The organism is Victivallis vadensis (assembly GCF_003096415.1).
Taxonomy (GTDB): Bacteria; Verrucomicrobiota; Lentisphaeria; order Victivallales; family Victivallaceae; genus Victivallis; species Victivallis vadensis.
In genome coordinates this window covers 1-20,041 of sequence record NZ_QEKH01000022.1, presented here as the reverse complement: position 1 = coordinate 20,041, position 20,041 = coordinate 1, and the positions used below count along the sequence as shown (strand labels likewise).

General features: G+C 61.1%; 13 protein-coding genes and 1 tRNA gene. 3 read left to right on the top strand and 11 right to left on the bottom strand.

Annotated features, from left to right (window positions below; genetic code table 11):
- Window positions 1–10 precede the first annotated feature (10 nt).
- The 3 genes from C8D82_RS13200 to C8D82_RS13190 all read left to right on the top strand — a co-directional run bounded on the left by C8D82_RS13200 (window position 11) and on the right by C8D82_RS13190 (window position 7,609).
- Window positions 11–3,613: a LamG domain-containing protein gene (locus C8D82_RS13200; RefSeq protein WP_116884761.1), complete on the top strand. Its 3,603-nt coding sequence runs from the start codon at window positions 11–13 to the stop codon at window positions 3,611–3,613.
- Complete coding sequence (locus C8D82_RS13195; RefSeq protein WP_116884760.1) at window positions 3,610–4,479, top strand: DOMON domain-containing protein; 870 nt, start codon at window positions 3,610–3,612, stop codon at window positions 4,477–4,479. The genes C8D82_RS13200 and C8D82_RS13195 overlap by 4 nt, the downstream gene beginning before the upstream one ends.
- Before the next feature lie 64 nt (window positions 4,480–4,543).
- Window positions 4,544–7,609, top strand: a complete 3,066-nt coding sequence (locus C8D82_RS13190; RefSeq protein WP_165833069.1) for an alpha-mannosidase — start codon at window positions 4,544–4,546, stop codon at window positions 7,607–7,609.
- A 580-nt stretch (window positions 7,610–8,189) separates the two neighbouring features.
- On the opposite strand, the gene C8D82_RS13185 is transcribed toward C8D82_RS13190, so the two are convergent.
- From C8D82_RS13185 to C8D82_RS13135, 11 genes are all read right to left on the bottom strand, one after another.
- Window positions 8,190–8,266: transfer RNA gene (locus C8D82_RS13185), tRNA-Val, on the bottom strand.
- Between the two features lie 71 nt (window positions 8,267–8,337).
- Window positions 8,338–9,054, bottom strand: a complete 717-nt coding sequence (locus tag C8D82_RS13180) for a ComF family protein (protein ID WP_116884758.1) — start codon at window positions 9,052–9,054, stop codon at window positions 8,338–8,340.
- Window positions 9,051–9,449, bottom strand: coding sequence for a YraN family protein (locus tag C8D82_RS13175; protein WP_116884757.1), 399 nt, complete (start codon window positions 9,447–9,449; stop codon window positions 9,051–9,053). The genes C8D82_RS13180 and C8D82_RS13175 overlap by 4 nt, the downstream gene beginning before the upstream one ends.
- Window positions 9,446–10,129 (bottom strand): 2-C-methyl-D-erythritol 4-phosphate cytidylyltransferase, encoded by a 684-nt coding sequence (gene ispD / locus C8D82_RS13170; protein ID WP_116884756.1) that lies wholly within the window; start codon window positions 10,127–10,129, stop codon window positions 9,446–9,448. Before ispD ends, C8D82_RS13175 begins: the two co-directional genes overlap by 4 nt.
- A 297-nt stretch (window positions 10,130–10,426) precedes the next feature.
- A complete protein-coding gene (gene mutS / locus C8D82_RS13165) occupies window positions 10,427–12,958 on the bottom strand; it encodes a DNA mismatch repair protein MutS (protein WP_116884755.1) in 2,532 nt (843 codons plus the stop codon).
- Window positions 12,959–12,977: 19 nt separating this feature from the next.
- Window positions 12,978–13,532, bottom strand: coding sequence for a flavin reductase family protein (locus C8D82_RS13160; protein WP_116884754.1), 555 nt, complete (start codon window positions 13,530–13,532; stop codon window positions 12,978–12,980).
- A gap of 16 nt (window positions 13,533–13,548) precedes the next feature.
- Window positions 13,549–13,899, bottom strand: a complete 351-nt coding sequence (folB, locus tag C8D82_RS13155; protein WP_165833068.1) for a dihydroneopterin aldolase — start codon at window positions 13,897–13,899, stop codon at window positions 13,549–13,551.
- A gap of 7 nt (window positions 13,900–13,906) precedes the next feature.
- Entirely contained in the window at window positions 13,907–15,382 is a 1,476-nt protein-coding gene (locus C8D82_RS13150) for an esterase/lipase family protein (protein ID WP_116884752.1), read from the bottom strand.
- Between the two features lie 197 nt (window positions 15,383–15,579).
- Window positions 15,580–17,997: a GH39 family glycosyl hydrolase gene (locus C8D82_RS13145; RefSeq protein WP_116884751.1), complete on the bottom strand. Its 2,418-nt coding sequence runs from the start codon at window positions 17,995–17,997 to the stop codon at window positions 15,580–15,582.
- Window positions 17,998–18,023: 26 nt separating this feature from the next.
- Window positions 18,024–18,683, bottom strand: coding sequence for a DUF1559 family PulG-like putative transporter (locus C8D82_RS13140; RefSeq protein WP_116884750.1), 660 nt, complete (start codon window positions 18,681–18,683; stop codon window positions 18,024–18,026).
- Between the two features lie 29 nt (window positions 18,684–18,712).
- Entirely contained in the window at window positions 18,713–19,798 is a 1,086-nt protein-coding gene (locus C8D82_RS13135) for a GntR family transcriptional regulator (RefSeq protein ID WP_187144093.1), read from the bottom strand.
- Window positions 19,799–20,041 lie beyond the last annotated feature (243 nt).

The following is a 20,041-nucleotide window of genomic DNA, read 5'->3' as shown; positions in this document are numbered from 1 at the left end:
GAGGGTCCTCATGAATCTCCGGCATGTTACAGTCATCGTCGCGCTTGCGTGGTTTTCCGGTACGGGAATTTTACCGGCGGAGGAACCGGCGCGGGAATTTCCGGAAAAGATCATCTTTCAACATTCGTTCCCGGATGGTTCGGGGAAAGACACCGCTTCCGGCATCCTGATCCGCACAGTTCCCGCCGGCATCCCGGCGAATGCGGTTCGAAGCGGAACCGCCCGGAAAATGTTGCGCATCGACAGTTCGAAGGCGTTCCGGGAGGGGGCGCAAAAGGTCAGCCTTGTCTTCACCGGGCTTCCCCTGCTGGAATATCCCGCTCCCCGCTATGAGTTCTCCGCGCGGTTTCAAGGGGAAAAGGGGCGGAAGGCTTCCCTTTTTCTCGAAAGTTACGATCAGAACAACAAGCATCTCTGGTTCAGAAAGGATATCGACCTGACCGGGGAGCCGCAGACAGCCGGCCTGACGGTTTCGTTTCCGCCGGGAGCGCGGAAAGTGTACTTGCAGATCGATATTCCATACGCCGGAGAATTTTTCCTCTCCCGGGCCGCATTCCTGCAGAAAAGCTCCTCGCGGGGGCCGCGGGAACTCCTGTTCCACCACACCTTCGACAACGGGGCCGGGGCCGATTACGCCAAAGGCGACGGCCGGCCGGTACGGGCGGAACGCCTGGAATTCGCGGACGGACTGTTCGGCAAGGCCCTGCGGATCAACCACCGGAACCGAGGCGCGCTGGAATTCGCGCTGGCAAACAACATGCGTCCGGAGCGCGGTACCATCTCACTCTGGTTCAAGCCGGAATGGGACTGTCCGGTCGATTTCGCCAGCCCGGCGGACGAGTGGCGGCAACTGGTCATGACGGAACAGCCCGATCCCCGGGCCGGTTCCGGCGCGATCTGGTTCTGGGCGTACGGCGGTTTCCTGCGCGGCGACCTCTCGGATAAAAAGGACCGTTACGTGTTCTCCTTTTCCCCGATCCGGAACCGCAACTGGAACCATCTGTGCATGACGTGGGATGAGGAGCACGGGCAAAAAATTTATATGAACGCAAAGAGCCTTGCGAGTCCCGGCGACGAACATTCGCCGCTGGTCAGGCGGCCGCAGGTTCCGCAGTTCGACCGTGTGCCGCTCAAAAGTCTCTTCATCGGCAACCATCACGGCAGGCAGCAGGCGGACGGGCTGATCGACGAGGTGAAAATCTTCTCTTACGAATTATCACCCGAAGAGATCCGGCGCGAAAGCGACAGGCGCCTGACGTTTGATCTGGAAGTGCGGAAACGCTACTTTTCGCCGGACGCTCCGCTCGTCGCCGATTGTGAATTGACCGCCCGCGCCCCGCTTTCCCAGGTGAAGTGGCAAATTCTGAATTCGGCAGGAGAAACCGCAGCCTCAGGGGAGTCCCCGGACAGGCTCCGCCAAGGCGAAAAGCTCCACCTCTCCGAAACCTCCAGCCGGAAAAGCACTGCCGGCGAAACCTATACGTTGCGCGTCACAGCCGGGGGAATGACCGAAGAAGAGCCCCTGTTCGCATTCCGCCGGGAGAATCCTTTCCTGACCGAAACTCAGGAGGCCCCCCAAGAAATCCTCCGCATCCTGCCGGATCCCGATCTGGGCGACAGCCGCTTCGCATCGATCGGCGAAACGGTGCGCAAGCGCTGCGACGGCAAGCCCTATCTGGAAGCGGGCAAAGAACGCGGCGACCGTTTCGCCGTCCGGCTGCGCCTCCCCAAGGCTCCCGCGATCTATTTTCTGGAATTCGATTACCCGGATGACGCAGTGCGTACCTGCGACGTGATCGTCCAGAATTCCGCCTCGCACCTTGCAACCTTCAACGTCGGCTATTGCAGCGGCGACGAATACCGCAACACCGGCAAAATGCTGACGCAGCGCAATGTGTTCTTCGCGCTGTCGGACGATGTAACCGCCATTTTCATGACCGCCCGGGAAGGGCTCCCCGCCGCGGCCGGAGAAATCCGGATATATGAACCGAAAGACGGCAAGCTCCCGATATCGCCGGACCGCCCGGCCCCCGCCGTGAACGGACAGACCCGGAATGTGGTCCTCTATTTCGAGGACCCGGCAGTCAACAGCGCCTTCGAAACGGCGGCCTCGCGGATGCCCGGCTTCGAGAATATGCTCGACAAGCTGGTCGCCTATATGAAATACAGCGGCCAGAATATGCTGGCCTATCCTCTCGTCTGGTATCAGGGATACATCGACGGCGAATACAATCCCCGGATGCACGCGGACACATTCCTGGACGGCTTCCTTGAGAAATTCGACCGGGCCGGGTTGCAGTTCATGGGAACCGTCAACCAGCACAACCTCAAGGCCTGTCCGGTAAAATCGGTTCCGGCGGAACAGCAAAGTGACGGCAGCCTGCTTTCCTCGCCGTTTTCCATCCTCGCTTCCGGACGGCCCAATACCGGGTGGCACGGCACGCCGCCCAACTATAACATCCTGCATCCGGCGGTTCAGGCGGAGTTTTTCGCCGACCTGCGGCGAATTCTGGAGACCGGAACGAAGCATCCCTCATTCAAGGGAATCGTGATGCACCTGTCGCTGCATTCGCTGCACTCCTTCGGAAGTCTCGAAGCCGGTTACAACGATTACGCAGTGGAAGCCTTTTCCCGTGATACCGGGATCGCCGTCCCCGTCAACCGCGAGGCCCCCACGCGGGGAAAGCTGTACGCGGAATGGATTTTAAAGAATGCCCGGCAGAGCTGGATCCGCTGGCGCTGCGGGAAACTCGCCGCGTTCTACAGGAAAGTTGATTCAATGGTCCGCCAGGCCCGCCCCGACCTGCGGCTGGTGCTCCTGCCGATGGAGGGAGGCAACCTGTACGGGAACGCGAATTACACCGATCGGGATTTCGCGCAAAAACAGCTGGCGGAAATGGGGTTGGACCTGCACTGCTTCTCCGGAACGCGGATCATCACGGGCCAAACGGTTTTCCCCGCCGACCACCGTTTTTACTCCGACCGGAAGATGTCCCCGGAGCGGCGGAAACGGCTCCGCGAGTTCTTCGACACCCGGGAGTGTTACAATTTCATGATGAATCCCGGACGCTCCTGGCTTCACATGCACGACCGCTATTGGGAATCCGCGATCGGTTCGACGTTCCAGAACCACTGGAGTGACAAGCCCAACCGGCTGAAGGCTTCGTGGCTCAATGAGAAACCGTGGCGCGCCTCGACGCTGAATCCGGCCGGATTTCATGCGATGAAGCACTATGTGCTGCCGTTGCGCTACGCCGATTACATGAATGTCTCCAAAGGAGGATACCTGATCGGCACCTACGGCATGGACACCGCCCTGGCCGCCTTCAGCCGGGCGTTCCGGTCTCTTCCGGCCCTGCCGTTCCGCGAGCAGCCGCTGAATTCGGAAACCGTGAAGCTCCGGACGCTCTCCTTTCAGGGGGACACCTGGTTTTACGCGGTCAACACCGACGATCGCCCCGCCTGCGCCGAACTGCGTTTCGACGCCACGGCGGCGGAAGATACCGCTTCGGGACGGAAACTGCCCTCGCCGCTGCGGCTGGAACTGGCGCCCTACCAGCTCCGCACATTCCGGATCAAAGGCGGCGCGACACTCACAGGGCAAGTCAGATGAAGCGATACGTACCGCTCGCCGCCTGCGGGATTCTCCTGTCAGCCGGCTGCGCCTCCGACGGCAGGGCAAAGCTGCTGGAGGAAGCCTACCGCACCGGCAAGGGAACGCCTGCCCAATTCGCAACGGATAAAATCATCCGCGACCGGGAAACCGGCAGGGCGATCCGTTCGTGGCTCGGCACCGATATTCCGCGCATACCGGAGGCGGAGGCGGAAAGGAGCGTGAAAGCCCTGTTATGCGACATCCGGAGCGGTTTGAACTGGCGCCTGAAGCCGCCCCGCTATAATCTGCCGCGGATTTCCGCCGGAGAGTGGACGCACGCTTTGAAGTTTGACCGGGCGTTTCCACTGGGACAAACGGCGGGAGCAGGCGGAACGCGATGGTTCCTGGGCTGGACTCCGGAAACACTGGAAGTCCGGGTCGAATGCGTCGATCCCGCCCCGGTTTCATCGCGCAAACAGCTCTGGGAAGGGGATTGCATTGAGCTTTTCCTATGGCCGGATATCCCGCTGATGCTCTATGCGGAATATCTGGTCACGCCGCATGGCGGGAAACGTTCCATATACCACCTGCGGACCGAAGAGGGAATCGTCCATTACGGCATCGACCGGCGCGGACCGGAATTCACCGCCGCCGCGGGACTGACCCCGGACGGTTATTTCGTGACCTGCTCCATTCCCTGGAACAAGCTCGCCGGACTCTGGGAAAAACGCGAAGCCGTCCCCGGGAACCGGGTCCGCCTTGCGCTGGTCCGGTGCGACTGGAACGGAGAATCCGGCAGCCCGCCGGTGAAAACCTCGCCGTATCCGCTTCTCTATGACGGCCATAACCTCTACGGATATGCGGAATTCATTCTGACGCGCTGACCGCCGGGCCATCCCGGTTCCGGCGGCCGCCGAACAATCCAACCATAATATGGAGTTGCCGAACATGCAGCCAAAAGAGTACGATTGCAAATACGCGTATGCCGTTAAATTCCACGAACGCGTATCGCGCCATCTGCTGGGTGAAACCATCCCGCTGAAGGCGGAGGTGTTTCATTCCGTTGAACCGGTGCCGTTTCAACTGGCGGCGGCAGGAAAATACCGGCCGATTTCCGAGGGGGAAAGCTGGGGGGGAGCATGGGAATCCGGCTGGTTCCGCCTTCATGCGGAAATTCCGGCCGATTGGACCGGACGGCAACTGGCGCTCCGCCTGAATCTGGGCGGAGAAGCCCTGTTGTTCGACCGGGACGGCGTGCCGCAGTTCGCCTTCAGCGCGGGCTCGCTGCTCGGCCCGGATTTCCGCAAGGAGATTTACCGTCTTCCCGATTGTCCCGCCGGGCGACAGGCCGAATTCCTGGTGGAGGCCGCGGGCAACGTCGTTCACGGGCTGCTTCCCGACAGTGACCCGGAATTGGGAGAACAGAACCCTTACGGCCGGTTCAGAGCCGTTGCCGCGACAATGCGGATCGGCTGTTTCAACCACGAACTCTGGCAATTGTCGCTTGATCTGGAGATTCTGCTGGACCTGCTGAAGGTTTTGCCGGCCCGCTCCCGCCGCAGCGATCTGATCCTGGCCGCCGTCAGCCGCGCTGCGGACATCTTTGCGGAGGAGCCGGGAAACGCGGCCAGGGCGCGGGCCGAGCTGGCTCCGGAACTGGCGCGTCCGGCGTGTTCGAGCTCGATGACCGTAACCGGATTGGGACACGCACATATCGATACCGGCTTCATGTGGCCGGTCCGGGAGACGGTCCGCAAATGCGGCCGGACCTTCGCCAACCAGATCGACCTGCTGGAAAAATATCCGGATTACGTATTCGGCGCCTCGTCGCCGCTGCACTACCTCTTTGTCCGGGAGCACTACCCGGCACTTTATGAAAAAGTGCGGCAGTCCGTGCGCTCCGGCCGCTGGGAACTGCTCGGAGGAATGTGGATTGAAGCCGACTGCAATCTGTCGGGCGGCGAATCGCTGGTCCGCCAGTTTCTCTACGGCAAGAATTTCTTCCGGGATGAGTTCGGAATCGAAGTGAAGAACCTGTGGCTGCCGGATATATTCGGCTGTCCGGCTTCTCTGCCGCAGATCGCCCGCCTCGCCGGATGCCCGAATTTCGTGTGCCAGAAAATGTCCTGGAACCAAACCAACCGTTTCCCCTATCACGCCTTCCATTGGCGCGGCATCGACGGAAGCGAACTTCTGACCCATTTCCTGCCGGAAGACAGCTATATCGCCTTCGTCAGGCCTTCCGAGCTGATTCCGGCGGAAAACCGGTTCAACGAAAACACGGTGACCGATGAGTTCCTGAGCCTCTTCGGGATCGGAGACGGCGGAGGCGGCCCCAAGGAGGAGTATCTGGAAAGGGCGCTCCGGCTGAAAAATCTGGAGGGGACGCCGAAGTTCCGCTTCGGGCGGGCCGATGCGTTCTTTGAACGTCTGAGCCGGTGCGCCGACTCGCTGCCTTCCTGGAGTGGCGAACTCTATCTGGAAAACCATCGCGGCACCCTGACCAGTCAGGCCCGCGCCAAGAGGAGCAACCGGAAGCTGGAAGAGCAAATCGCCGCGACCGAGATATTGTGGAGCGCGTTGCCTCCGGATCAATATCCGGCCGGAGAATTGGACCGGGTCTGGAAGATCATCCTGCTCAATCAATTTCATGATATTCTGCCCGGTTCTTCCATTCGCGACGTGTATGAGAATACCGAAAAAGAGTACGCCGATGCCCGCGCCACCCTGATGCGATTGCGGATGGAAGCCGCAGCCCGGCTCCTGAAGCCCGACACGGAATGCGTGACGTTTTTCAACTCCCTGAACACGGAATTCCGCGGTTCGGTCGAACTCCCGGCGGACTGGGACGGAGCGGGCCTGGCCGGGGACGGAGTCCGCGTACCCGTCCAGCGGGAAGGAAACAGGCGGTACGCTGCGGCGCTCACCGTCCCGCCGCTGGGTTTCGTCACACTCCGGCGGATCGGCCGGGCAGAACACCTCCGGGCGGAAGAAGAGAAGTCACCCGTTTTGGAAAACCAATTCATCCGTTACCGCTTCGATTCCTGCGGCCAGCTGATTTCCGCGTTCGACAAGGAATTGCAGCGGGAATTCATCCCCTCCGGTGCCTGCGGCAACGCCTTCACCCTTTACGTCGACCGCCCCGCCGTTTATGAAGCGTGGAATATCGACGATTCCTACCGGAACCGCCCCTGCGCGAAGGTGCGCGCCGAAGCTCCCTGCCGCATCACACGCGGGAGTGTGCGCGACACAGCCGAATTTCATTTGAAAATCGGTTGTTCCACCATTGTTCAGCGTGTGATTCTCGGAACATCTTCCCGCCGTCTCGACTTCGTGACCACCGTCGACTGGCGTGAGGCGAGAAAGCTGCTGCGCGTCGCCTTCCCGGTAACGGTTCAGGCGGCGGAAAGCACCGCCGACATTCCCTTCGGCTTCATCCGGCGTCCAACGCACACCAACACCAGCTGGGACAGGGCACGCTTTGAAGTCGCAATTCACAAGTACGCGGACCTTTCTGAACCCGACTTCGGAGCGGCCCTGCTGAATGACTGCAAGTACGGTTGCAGACTGCAGGGAAATACGATTGATCTCGCCCTGCTGCGCGCCCCGAAGTTCCCGGACTGGGAAGCGGACCGCGGAGAGCAGTGCTTCACTTACAGTTTTCTGCCGCATCCGGGAGATGCGGTATCCTCGGCCGTCCGCCTGGAAGCGCAACAGCTGAATCGGCCCCCATTCCGCTTCGACGGCCGGAGCGGAACTCCGCAGTTGCCGGTTGCAATCGAATCAGAGCATGTGGAGTTGAGTGCCCTGAAGAAGGCCCAACAGGGTTCCTGCCTGGTAATGCGCCTTATCGAGCGGAGCGGCCGTTACTCGCAGGCGGTCATCCGAACGTCATACCGGCTTGTGGAGACTTCGCTGCTGGAATGGGAAGATGGCCGGGAAATTCTCCCGGAGGCAGGCCTGACCACCATCTCTTTTCACCCCTTTGAAATCAGAACCTTCAAACTATATTGAAACCGAAAGATGCGAATCCCCCAAGGTGATAAGACCAGCTTAACTTATTGATAATAAACCAGTAGCCCAATATAAACATACTCATGGCAAGAATCTTGAACTTTCACAAAGCCGGTTCGAGCTTTATAATGAATCTATCAACGACTTGAACAGAAAGTGACGCTTTGCGAAAGCGTGACCGCTGCCGGATTGAGATAATTTCGCCTGGCTCGCAGAAAAGAATGGCTTGCCGGCCCTCCGACGCGCTACGCGCTATGGAGGACATCCTTCCCCTGCGGGTACTCCTGTCTGCGCTCATCCTTTTTCTCGCTTTCGCTCACGAAAAGGAGGGCTTGCCGGTCCTCCGACGCGCTACGCGCTATGGAGGACATCCTTCCCCTGCGGGTACTCCTGTCTGCGCTCATCCTTTTTCTCGCTTTCACTCACGAAAAGGAGGGCTTGCCGGTCCTCCGACGCGCTACGCGCTATGGAGGACATCCTTCCCCTGCGGGTACTCCTGTCTGCGCTCATCCTTTTCACTCGCTTTCGCTCGCAAAAAGGAGGGCTTGCCATCCGTAGCTCGACTTCATCGAGCGAAGGATGGTGGGCGATGAGGGACTCGAACCCCCGACATTTTGCGTGTAAAGCAAACGCTCTAACCAACTGAGCTAATCGCCCGAAAAGAATGTTTTAAAATATATCACCGGCTTACGGCAATATCAAGCGGCTGAAGCAAGTTTGCGGAATTTTCACCGGCGGTAGGCCGGAGTCCGGGCCGCCGTCAGGATGAACACCGGCCCGGAACCCGCCGCCAGCAGCGTTTTCGCTGCGGCGGCCAGCGTCGCCCCGGTCGTGAATACATCGTCCACCAGCAGGATCCGTTTCCCGCGGATTGCTTCCGGGGTGCGAACCCGGAACGCCCCGGCCGGATTGCGGCGGCGCGCCTCCTTGTTCAGGCTCGATTGCTTCCTCGTCCGCTTCGCCCGGCTCAATGCATCGCAGTATTTCGCATGCAGTGTCCTTGCCGCAACCTCGGCGAAAAGCCCGGCCTGATTGTAGCCGCGCCCATAGAGCCGCAGTGGATGCAGCGGAACCGGCACGACCAGTTCCGGGGAGAATTTCGCCCCCTGCAATGCTTCCGCCGCCAGTTCCCCCAGTGGCCTCGCCAATTCCGGGCGCCCCCCGAATTTGAACTCATGCAGCATCCGCCGGGCCGCTCCCCGGTATTCGAACAGCGTCCGCGCCCCGACCCACGGGCGCTTCTCCTCGGCCAGGCATTTGCCGCAGACCGCCATCAGTCCGTCCAGCGTGCCGCCGCAGCCCGGGCAGAACGGCTCTTCGAACACCCGGAACTCTTTGCGACACTCCGGACAGATCCGGTTGCGCCCGCCGCCGTCCCCCGTCCTGCACAGCGGGCAGGGAAACAAATTGAACCAGGCCGCAAAACGGAAAAACAGCTCCTTCATCCCGGCATTTCCTTCCAGTTCAGGCGCGGCAGATAGTCGTGGTGGTGGCGGATCTCCCGGAGCCGCCAGCGCGAAGCCACCACCTCCACGAGATCGAAGCGCACTGGCAATCCCGTACCGCCGATCATGCGCAAATACAACTGCGCCGCATGGAAATTCCGCTTTTTCTGATGAGCGGAAAGATTGTCCAGAGGCCGGAAGAATCCTTTCCGGTGCAGCGTCTTGACTTCGACGAACACCACGCTCGCCCCGTCGCGCGCCACGATGTCCAGCTCTCCCGCCTTCACCCGCCAGTTCCGGGCCAGGATATCGAACCCCTTGGCTTCAAGCAGCCGGCACGCGGCGGCCTCACCCCGCCGTCCCAGCGCCAGATGTGCCGCCCGCGCCAGCTTCATCGGCCCTGTTCCTCCAGCAGCCGGACGAGAATCGCCGCATCCCCGGCATAGGTGATTTTCAGGTTTTCGGCGGGATTGAACACGACCGCCGTGTCGAAACCCGCCGCCGCCATCACCCCGGCGTCGTCGGTGAACTCCCGCCCGGCCGCCGCTTCATAGGCCTGCTTCAGCTTCGCCGCGTCGAACACCTGCGGAGTTTCCACCCGCCACAGGTCGGCGCGGTCCACCGTTTCGGAAATCACACCCTCTCCATCGGTCCGTTTCAGGGTGTCGGTGACCGGCTTTCCCGGAATCGCGCCGCCGATCTCCCGCGCCCGCTCCAATACCTTCGCCAGCAGTTCCCGGGTCGCCAGCGGGCGGGCGGCGTCGTGAATCGCCACGAACTTCACCCCATCCGGCAGCATCGCCAGCCCGGCCCGCACCGAATCGCTGCGGACGGCTCCGCCGGTCGTCCACAAAATCCGGGCTTCCGGGCAGTATTTCTCCGCCAGCGAACGGAAGAGCTCTCCCTGATCCGCCGGCGTCACAATCACAAAACGACCCGGCATCGCTCCGGCGAACTCCCGCACTCCGTGCAGGAACACCGGCAGGCCGCCCGCCTCCAGCAGCAGCTTGTTGCCGCCGCCGAACCGGCGCGCCGAACCGCCCGCCACCATCACAAATCCGGTATCCTCGTACATTTCCGTATCCGCTTTTCTTTCTCTCAATATCAATACCGGCGTCTGCCGGGAAAACCACGCCGCATTCGCGGCGGCAAGGCGCTTCACCTGATTACCGAAGCCGACCGTTCAGCCCCGCCCGGACTGCACCCGGTGGCGTATATCGCCCATAGACGATTCCAACCCATTCGTAATACCCCGGTTTTGAGATTTTTGCGCAGCAAAAAACTCGAAACCGTACCCGGCGCCGGCACCTTGCCGGTCGGGGGGACCGGGGGGCGAAGCGCCCCCGGCCGCCGGAGGCATCCCCCTCGCCGATTACAGCAGCCGGAGCTGGATCATATCGTCGGATTCATCCTCTCTGCCTTTTTTGCGGCGGGCCTTCACCGTGTTGCGCGGCAGCGAAGCGATCGCGTCACGCGGAGCGTCGGCGGCTTTTTCCAGCAGTTCGAGGATCACGTTGGCCCGTTCGATCACCGGCGTCGGAATGCCCGCGAGCTTCGCGACGTGAATACCGTAGCTGCGGTCGGTCGCGCCGGGAATGATCTGGCGCAGGAAGATGATCTGGTCGCCGTACTCTTTGACCGCGACGTTGTAGTTGTTCACGCCACGCCGGGTCTGGGCGAGTTCGGTCAGCTCGTGGTAGTGGGTCGCGAACTGGGTACGGCAGCGGCAGCCCGGATCGTCGTGCAGAAATTCCGCCACCGCCCATGCGATCGAAAGTCCGTCGAAAGTGCTGGTGCCGCGTCCGATTTCATCGAGGATCACCAGACTTTTCGGAGTCACGTGGTTCAGGATATTGGCGGTTTCGACCATCTCGACCATAAAGGTACTCTGGCCGCGCGCGAGGTCATCCGCCGCGCCGACGCGCGTGAAGATGCGGTCGACGAGGCCGACTTCGGCGGAATCCGCCGGAATGAACGAACCCATCTGCGCCATCACCACCAGCAGTGCGGTCTGCCGGATATAGGTGGATTTACCGGCCATGTTCGGGCCGGTGATCAGCATCATGCGGTTGCGGTCGCCGTCGAGCAGACAGTCGTTCGGCACGAATTTCTCGCTGCCGGTCATCGCGGCGTCGAGCACCGGGTGCCGCCCGCCCTTGATGATCAGCCGGTCGTCCTCGAAAATGCCGGGCCGGTTGTAGTGGTGAAGCCGGGCGCATTCGGCCAGGCTCAGCAATGCGTCGACGTCGGCGAGCGCGTTGGCGGCGTTCTGGATGCCGCCCGTGAAACCGAGCGCGAATTCGCGCAGTTCCTGAAAAAGCTGGTATTCGAGCGCGCGGGCCTTTTCCTCGGAGCCGAGGATTTTGCTTTCCAGCTCTTTCAGTTCCGGGGTGATGAACCGCTCGGCGTTCACGAGGGTCTGCTTGCGGATGTAATCCTCCGGCACGGAGGCGAGATTGGCTTTGCTGACCTCGATATAGTAGCCGAATACCGAATTGAACTTCACCTTCAACGACTTGATGCCGGTGCGTTCCTGTTCGCGCTGCTGGATCTGGGAGAGCCATCCCTTGCCGTCGGTCGCGGCGGCACGAAGTTCGTCAAGCTGCTGCGAATAACCGGGGCGGATCACGCCGCCGTCGGAGAGCAATGCGGGCGGCTCATCCGCGATCGCCTGGCTGATCTTCTCCGACAGCTCCGGGAAAAGCTCCAGCCGGTTGTTCAACTGCTCCAGCAGCGGCGCATCGAACACCTCCAGCAGCGTTTTCACCCCCGGCAGCACGCCGAGCGACACCGCCAGCGTCTGGAAGTCGCGCGGATTCGCGCTGCCGATGTTCAGCCGCCCGACGATCCGCTCCAGATCGCGGACCACGCCGATGGTTTCGCGCAGTTCGGCCAGCGTCAGCGGATCGAGCTTCAGCTGTTCGACCGCATCGAGCCGGGCCACGATCGCGTCGTGCTCGCACAGCGGACGCAGCACCCAGTTGCGCAGCCGGCGCCCCCCCATCGGGGTCACGGTATGGTCCAGCACGCCGAGCAGTGAACCGGACTTGCCGCCGCCGAACATGGTTTCGACCAGCTCAAGGTTGCGCTGTGAAATCGAATCGAGTTCAAGAGAATGATCGACCGAATACACCTCAAGTTTCAGGATATGCTTCGCGTCCTGCCGCAGGTTTTCCGTCGCGTAGCGCAGCACGGCTCCGGCAGCGGAGACCGCCAGCGGCAGGTTCCGGCAGCCGAAGCCGTCCAGCGTCGCGACTTTGAAGTGTTCTTTCAGAAACTCCTCGGCGCGGGAGAAATCGAAGTCGTCGTTGTCCAGCTCCGTCCACAGAATTTTGTTGCGGGTCTCCGGGAAACCGTCGGTTTCGCGCAGCTCGGCGGCCAGCCGGTGCGAAATCACACACTCGCGCGCGCCGAGCCGGTTCAATTCGGTGCAGAGCTTATGGCCGTCGGAAATCTCGGTCACGCGGAACTCGCCGGTGCTGATGTCGAGGCAGGCCAGCGCGCGCTTCTCCTTCGCCGCCGCCAGCGACACCAGAAAGTTGTTGCAGGAGGGATTCAGCAGCGCGTTGTCCATGATGGTTCCCGGCGTGATCACCCGGGTGACCTGCCGTTTCACGATGCCCTGCGCGAATTTGGGGTCTTCCATCTGCTCGGCGACCGCGACCTTCACGCCGGCGGCAACCAGCCGGGGCAAATAGGTATCCAGCGCATGGTGCGGAAAGCCGCACATCGGCACCCCCTGCCGCTTGGTCAGCGTCAGCTCCAGCGTCGAACTCACGACCTCGGCGTCCTCAAAAAATTCCTCGTAAAAGTCGCCCATCCGGAACAGCAGCACCGCATCGGGCGGAATCGAATCCTTCGCCTCGCGGTACTGGCGCATCATCGGAGTCAGGTTGTCCTGCATGGTTCCGCGCCCCCTTTCCTCACGGTTTCACGTATTTGGAAACACCCGCGATCCGGACCACTTCGCCCAGCAGGAACACGTGGAAATCCCGTTCCGGGTACATCCGGCTGACCAGCGACTTTTCCAGAAACTCCTTGCCGGTGAACTGGCCCCGGTAAGTTTTGCGGCACTCCAGCACCAGTTCCGCCTCGCGGAACGCGGGGGCGGCAACCTGCTTCGCGGCGCACGGGGTCAGCCCCGCCTGCGCCAGCTTGTCCGGCATCCCGCGCCCGGAGTGTTTGCCGATGAAAGCGAGCTTTTCGCGGTGCTCCGGCGCGAACGCGCTCAGGGTGAAGCTCGAATACTCATCCAGAAACTCCAGCGTATACCGCTGCGGGCGCACCACCACCATCACCGCCGGAGCCGCCCACATCGTGCCGAAAAAGCCCCAGCCGACGGTCATCGCGTTGAAACGCTTCTCTTCAAAATCGCCAGCGGCAAGCGCCAACCAGTTGTCACCCCAGACCTGAAAGGCGTCACACCGGAACTCTTCAGGGGAAATTTCCATCCATTCCGTTTTCACATCCTGCTCCATATTCTTCTTCCTCAAGTTAGCGGGTAAAATTCAATTCCACGGCGATGGCGCGGGCATGGCGGGCGGCGCGGGGTTTCTCGATCCTGACTTTCACCGTCTGAACCCGGGTATATTCCAACACCAGCGCGCCGATCGCTCCGGCCAGCCGCTCGATCAGCAGAAATTCCGACGCATCGGCCAGCACGACGATCCGTTCCTCGATCTCGGCGTAATTGACAGTGTGAGAAAGGTCATCGCTCCGGGAAGCCATCTGCAGGTCAAGCCCGATCTCCACGTTGACCAGCAGCCCCTGCCGGTGAATCCGTTCCCCCGGATAAAGCCCGATGATCGGATTGATCCGCAGGTCGCAAATAAAAATCTTATCCATGAAAAACCTATCGGTTGAGTTGATACCGCTCCCGCTGCGCAACCGTCGGGAACTGCAGCAGGTAGTACCGCACATTGCGCCAGAAGTCATTGCTTGAAAAAAGCCCCATGTGCGCCGCCGCGACATGGTCAACCCCCTGCCAGTAGATCGGCGACTGGGAAAACGGCAGCCCCGCTCCCCGGCGCGTCCGGTCGAACCGGGCGCTGGTCGCCAGCACCTTGCCGTCCCCGGCGCTGAATCCGGCCGGGGTCAATTTACCGGAACGCGGATCAACTTCAACCCGGTAGGCGGTCTCCACCGCATCCCCGGCGAACAGGAAAAGCATCACATCGTCCGGCGGACGCGAAGGCACCGCCAGCGCCGCCCGGAACTGCCGGGCGCGGGCCAGGCATTTCTTCAGATGATCCAGCGCGACCACCCGCCGCTCCGCGGCCGTGTAGAAGCCGGGCAGCAGCAGCTTCAGCTGCGCATCCGCCGCCGGATTCGCCAGTCCCCAGCGGAACATCACCCAGACTCCGTAATCGAAAAGGTCCAGCGTCTTGCCGGAATCATCGCCCTTCACCACCGCCTCGCCCCCCCCGGCACCCGGCAGCATCTGGTAATAGGAGGGAAACGTCGAGATGATTCCCGAGGGATAGACCGGCGCGCCGGCCACCATTTTCAGCCCCTCGACCATTTCGGTCAGCGTGTCGAGATAGCCGTCGTTCGGCGTCCCCGCCACGATCACCTTGTCCACCAGTTTCGCGCCGCTCCAATCCGGAACCGGCACCTTCGCCGGGTCTTCCGGCAGGTCCCGGTCGCCGTACATCAGGTAGTAACGCGCCACCAGCCCGCCCATGCTGTGAGCGACGATATCGAACTGGACATCGTAATCCTTCAGTCCGTATTCACGCTCATAAATCTTCTGCAATTCCTCCCGTTTCTTCAACAGGAACCGGTGCAGACGCTCCGCCGTTTCCGGCAGGTCGCGGCGCCAGTCATAGGCGAAACTGAACAGATCCGCGTACTTCCGGTCTTTCGGCAGCGGTTTATTCGCGTCGACATAGCCGGCTTTCACGAGCTGGTCGATCGCGGTCCGGTAGCCGGGAAAAGTGAAATTGAACATCCCGACCTCCACATCCGCCTCATCCAGAATCGAAAGCGGTACCAGAGCCGTCGGAATCTCCCGCAGCGGGCGGCCCAGAATCATCGGGTGTGCGAGCTGCTGCAATTCAGCCGCCGCCGGGGGACGCGCGGAAAACTTTCCCCACACCATCTCACAGCTTTTCGCATTTCCCAGTTTCGCCCCGAGGAAACCGTGAATCACCACCACCGGATTGCGCTCCGGCCCCTGAAAGCGGAATGCCTCCTTCGCCGTGTCGCTGAAAAGCACCCGGTCATACGTCGCCGCCGACTGGTACGAACCGACCGGCGAAGGCGCGCAACCGAAGAGCAGCGCCGCAGCCAGTGCAGCGAACGAAAAAAACAGAGTGAATGATTTCATAAAATTCCTTATACCGGGTTTCTATACAATACCACTCTTTTCCGTATTTAGCAAAACCGGCAGGCTAAAAACACCGATTTTATTCCGGGTAAAGGAGGAGAGGAAGAAAGGAAATGGTATGGGCAAGTACTACCGGCAGACTCAATAGTAATAAATGCCATGTTCAAGAAACTTGCACATGGCATTAATAATCTTTGTCATCGGCTTTCCGGAGGAGCGATTTCCACGCAAGTCACGGAGTTCAGTTCCGGCTCCAGATCGATCAGCAGCTTGTTCCCGGCGAAGCGGAACTTCTTTACCGGTTCCGGTTTCATCTCGTTCGCCCGGCGGAACGGCGTCACATCAGGATGCGCCGCAATCGTCGGAGAACCGGCCTTCTGGTAAGCCGCGTGAGAGTTCGCATGGGCGCTGTCAACACGGATCAGCAGTGGAGCGATATTCCGGGAACGTCCGGTCCAGTCGAGTTCCAACCGGACCCTGGCCGCAGCAGCCGCTTCAGGCTGCAGCTCATCGAAGGTGGTCAGCAGCACCCGGACCGCGCCGTTTTCATCGACTCCGGCGACCGCGTCGAACGGATCGTTGGAGGAACTCACCGGCAACCGCCTGTTTCCGGTAAGGCGGTTCAGCAACGCCACCGCGTTGAAAGCCGGCTTCGGAATTCCACTGGCGGTGAAAAGGCCGAGTCCACCCTCGAAGTGCCGCCCGCTGTACAGATAAAGGTGATCGCACACACAGAAGAAATATGCCCGTTCGATGCCGCCGTCCAGAAAGAGGCGCGCGACCTTGACCGCGAATGCCGCATTGGCCCCCGTGTCGAGCTTCACATCGTTCATCGTATTGGCGTTGTATTCGGTCAGGTACAGAGGCCGCTTGTCCATCGGCGGAAACTCGGCCGCGATCCGGCGCATCCGGGCGATGTTCCGCGTAAAGCTCTCCAGCGAGCCGATGAAGCCGGCGTAGAGGTGGAAGGAGATGAAATCGATCCGGTCCAGCTTTCCCGTCGAGCGTGCCCTTTCAAAGAGATTGAAGAACCATGACGTCGCCTCAAACGCGCTCATCGTGCCGATGTTCAGTTGAATGTTCCTCTCGGCCTCCACTTCGGTCAGCGCCTCCAGATAGGCTTGGAACAGGTCGGTGAACTGCGCATCCGTCCCCTTGAAGAAAGCGGAGGAATTCGGTTCGTTCCAGCACTCGAAACTCCAGCGCGCCACGGCATCGCGGCCGTACCGGTCGATCCAGTGGTTGACCGCGGCCTTCACGATATTGCCCCACACCCGATTGTCCCGGGGAGGATGGGAGTTCGCATAGGGATCGCCGGGATCCGGTTTCACGGAAAGCTGGTTCGGCGAACTTTCGACGGTCACGGTCAGGTCAAATCCCAGTTCCCGGACCACATAGTCGAGCGCCCGGTCCGCATTGGTGAAATCCAGTTCAAAGCTGCCGTCCGGCGCGAGATTTTTCACAATGCGCAGCCCCTGCATGAACTCCCGCAGCCGCAACTGGCGCACTCCGGCCCGGCGAAGCTCCGCCAGCGCGTAACGCATCGACGGGTGATAGGTGTCGACCGCATAGGACATATCCGCCGCCTGCCATAAGGGCGTGAAGAGCTTTCCCGGCCGGGCCGCGTCGATTCGGACCGTCCCCTGCGCGGCGTTGTAGGAGCGGCGGCTTTTACTCCCATCTTCCTGCCGGATCGCGACCGCCATGCCGGTTTTCAGCGTGCCGTGCGCCCCGTCGAACACCCGGATGTAAAGCCCGAAGCTGTCGACCTGCCGCGACCAGCTGCCCGGCTCCACTTCGAGCCAGTAAAATTTCCACGGCGTATCGCCCGGCGCCAGCGGCGTCAGATCGCAGTGGCCGATCTCCCTGCCGGTGCGGTCGAACAGCACCGCCTGAACCGTCGCATAAGCCCAGGCGGGAGCATTCGCATCCCTTCGCAGGTTCTCCTGCTTCAGCCACGCGCCGATCAGGAGCCTCTCGCCCGCATACGGAAAAGTCGCCGAATTTACCGTCCCGGTATCGGTAACCGCCAGGATGTTGCCTCCGGCCGGACCGGCGGCGGATTCGATCCGGACTCCGCTGTCCGGGCCTCCGTAGCTCAGATTGTCCCAGTCCCGGCCGTTTCCGCGGATCAGCCAGTGATCGCGGCCGAGCGCGTTCCGGAAAAACGGGTCGCCGGTCAGCGGCGCGCCATCGACCGCCAGCCGCAATTCCAGTGCGGAAAGCCGCCCGTTCCCGGGGCCGGGCGCGGCGACTTCCAGCCGGAACTCCTCACTGTTCGCCGGAGCGCGGGAGGCCGGAACGGAGGCCACGGCCGCCACCGGCAGCTCTCCGAGCCTGCTGCCGGCGCGGTAGAACGCCAGTTTCAGCTTCACGGCCCCGGAAACCCCGGCCTTGATTTTGATCTCCCCCTTCACCAGCGGAAAACGCTGTGTGGCCAGCAGGCTGCCGGGGGGCAGTTCCAGTGCGTTACCCCGGACCGACGGCTCACCCGCCCCGGATGGAATCAGCAGTTCGCGCCAGTCGGAGCGGGAAAAATCCGGCTTCAGCCGCAGGAAGTCAACCCCGCCCGCCGCCAGCGAACACAAAAAGCAGAACAACAACAGAAATTTCATCAGAACCTCACAGCGTTACAGGTTGCTCAATGGGAGTCCGGATGGTTCATCCGTTCATCATATTCGTCGAATTCACCGAAGCTGTGGGAAGCGACATGACCGTCGGCGTACAGACAATTCATCGTCCCCTTGTGCGCGAACGCCCCCTGGCCGGAGTGCTTCAATCCCCATGAATTGATCGACGCGCCGTCGCGGGGGGCGCCGGTGCCGCCTTCCAGAAAAGAGCCCTCCATCAGCAGGATCTGGCGCGAAGGATGCGGCAGGCGGCTGATTTTACAGAAGCCGTCCGTGCTGCGCCACTCTCCCGGCCACCAGTACCAGCCGTTGCCGACGCGGCAATAGGTGGTGACCAGCAGTTCCGGCCGGGGAGCGGACATCGCGTTGGTCGCGCAGGTCATGATGCCGGGCTTTCCCTCCTGCAATTCCGGGATATAGTTCAACATCGACATCTGCCAGAACCACCACTCCGACGGCTGGTACCCGGATGTCCAGTAAGCCGGGATATAAGCGTCAAAATCCCCCTGGTAATGCTGAAGCGCGAGCCCGACCTGCTTCTGGTTCGCGCCGCAGGCGGTTTTTCGGGCGGCTTCGCGCGCCTGTCCCAGCACCGGCAGAAGCATGGAAGCGAGAATTGCTATTATCGCAATAACAATCAACAATTCGATCAATGTAAAACGATGTTTCATTTTGCTCCTTTCGCTGTAACATCCTGTTCCTATTCTCCGATCCCGGCAACCGTATTGCCTTCGAGCCGGCGGCAGGCAATGGTACGCGGGAAAGTTCCATTCGGTTCGCGGATCAGATTTCCGGCGGCCTTGCCGAGCTCGATCAGCGACGGGACGATCCGGGTGATCACGTGATCCGCGACCAGCAGCGGCGGATCGCAGAATGCCACGACCGACAACCCCTCCGGTATTTTCCGGCCCGCCGCCAGCGCGCTCTTCACGAAGCCGAGAACCGGCACGTCGCCGTAAATCAGCACCGCGGTAAAGCCCGTCGCATACTCCTCAAGCTCCTTCCACACTTTTTCCCCCTCGGCGGGCGTCAGGTTTGAATACTGCGCCATCAGCCGGGCGTCAGGGATAATGCCGTGTTCGCCGAGTGCTTTGATATACCCCCGCCGCCGCTTCTCGCAGGAGGGGAAGTGCGGGCCGCGGCGGTCGACCAGCGCGATCCGGGTATGGCCGCGCCCGATCAGGTCGCAGACGGCATCGTAGGTTCCCGAAACATAGTCGGTATCCACACAGGGAACCGACTCATCCTCCGCCTGCCCGACGGTCAGGAAACGGATATTCGCCTCGCGCAGCATTCCGGTCAGCTCCGCGGAAAAATTGAAGCCCGCCAACACGGCGCACTCGCCGGGATGAATCGTACTGATGATCGTCTTCATATCTTCGTGCGAATGTTCCGTGAAGTCCGCGAAATCGAGGCAGATCCGCCAGCGGAACGGGTCGAGCGCCGCATGCAGCCCCTGCACAAGCCCGCTGATGAAAGGATCGCTTTCCCCGGTCCTCCAGGGGTTGGCGCAGATGAAATGAACCACTCCGGCCGAGGTGCTTTCCACGATATGCGGGCGCGGTTCCAGCACGAACGTGCCCTTGCCGCGCACCCGTTCGAGCAATCCTTCGCTGACCAGCGAGGAGAGTGCTTCGCGCACCGTATTCTTGCAGATGCCGAGCTCACGGAACAGCATATTCTCCGACAGAAACATCGAGCCGGGCGGATATTTTCCGCTGTTCAGCTCCTGGATCAGGTAGTTGCGCACCTGATCCTTTTTGGACGGAGTCTCCACGATATTCATTTCAGTTCTCCTATAACTTCTTCCAGCCGGAACGCCATACCCTGTTTTCATTCTCTTTTCAGCAGCAGGAAGCTCAAACAACAGGTTATTCGGTTCTCCTATAACTATTATACCAAACTTTTCACCCGATGTCAAGAGGGCAAATGTTGTTATTGTCCCAAATTTTGTGAAACACACTTGTAGTTTCCAACGCCGATAACGACGTTGCCGATAATTTGCATACGTTTTTGCCAGTAGTCCTCC

Coding starts and splice junctions, on each gene's coding strand:
- C8D82_RS13195 (WP_116884760.1), top strand. CDS start 3,610: ATGAAGCGATACGTACCGCTCGCCGCCTGCGGGATTCTCCTGTCAGCC.
- folB (WP_165833068.1), bottom strand. CDS start 13,899: ATGGATAAGATTTTTATTTGCGACCTGCGGATCAATCCGATCATCGGG.
- C8D82_RS13175 (WP_116884757.1), bottom strand. CDS start 9,449: ATGAAGCTGGCGCGGGCGGCACATCTGGCGCTGGGACGGCGGGGTGAG.
- C8D82_RS13145 (WP_116884751.1), bottom strand. CDS start 17,997: ATGAAATTTCTGTTGTTGTTCTGCTTTTTGTGTTCGCTGGCGGCGGGC.
- C8D82_RS13200 (WP_116884761.1), top strand. CDS start 11: ATGAATCTCCGGCATGTTACAGTCATCGTCGCGCTTGCGTGGTTTTCC.
- C8D82_RS13140 (WP_116884750.1), bottom strand. CDS start 18,683: ATGAAACATCGTTTTACATTGATCGAATTGTTGATTGTTATTGCGATA.
- C8D82_RS13180 (WP_116884758.1), bottom strand. CDS start 9,054: ATGAAGGAGCTGTTTTTCCGTTTTGCGGCCTGGTTCAATTTGTTTCCC.
- C8D82_RS13150 (WP_116884752.1), bottom strand. CDS start 15,382: ATGAAATCATTCACTCTGTTTTTTTCGTTCGCTGCACTGGCTGCGGCG.
- C8D82_RS13160 (WP_116884754.1), bottom strand. CDS start 13,532: ATGGAGCAGGATGTGAAAACGGAATGGATGGAAATTTCCCCTGAAGAG.
- mutS (WP_116884755.1), bottom strand. CDS start 12,958: ATGCAGGACAACCTGACTCCGATGATGCGCCAGTACCGCGAGGCGAAG.
- C8D82_RS13135 (WP_187144093.1), bottom strand. CDS start 19,798: ATGAATATCGTGGAGACTCCGTCCAAAAAGGATCAGGTGCGCAACTAC.
- ispD (WP_116884756.1), bottom strand. CDS start 10,129: ATGTACGAGGATACCGGATTTGTGATGGTGGCGGGCGGTTCGGCGCGC.
- C8D82_RS13190 (WP_165833069.1), top strand. CDS start 4,544: ATGCAGCCAAAAGAGTACGATTGCAAATACGCGTATGCCGTTAAATTC.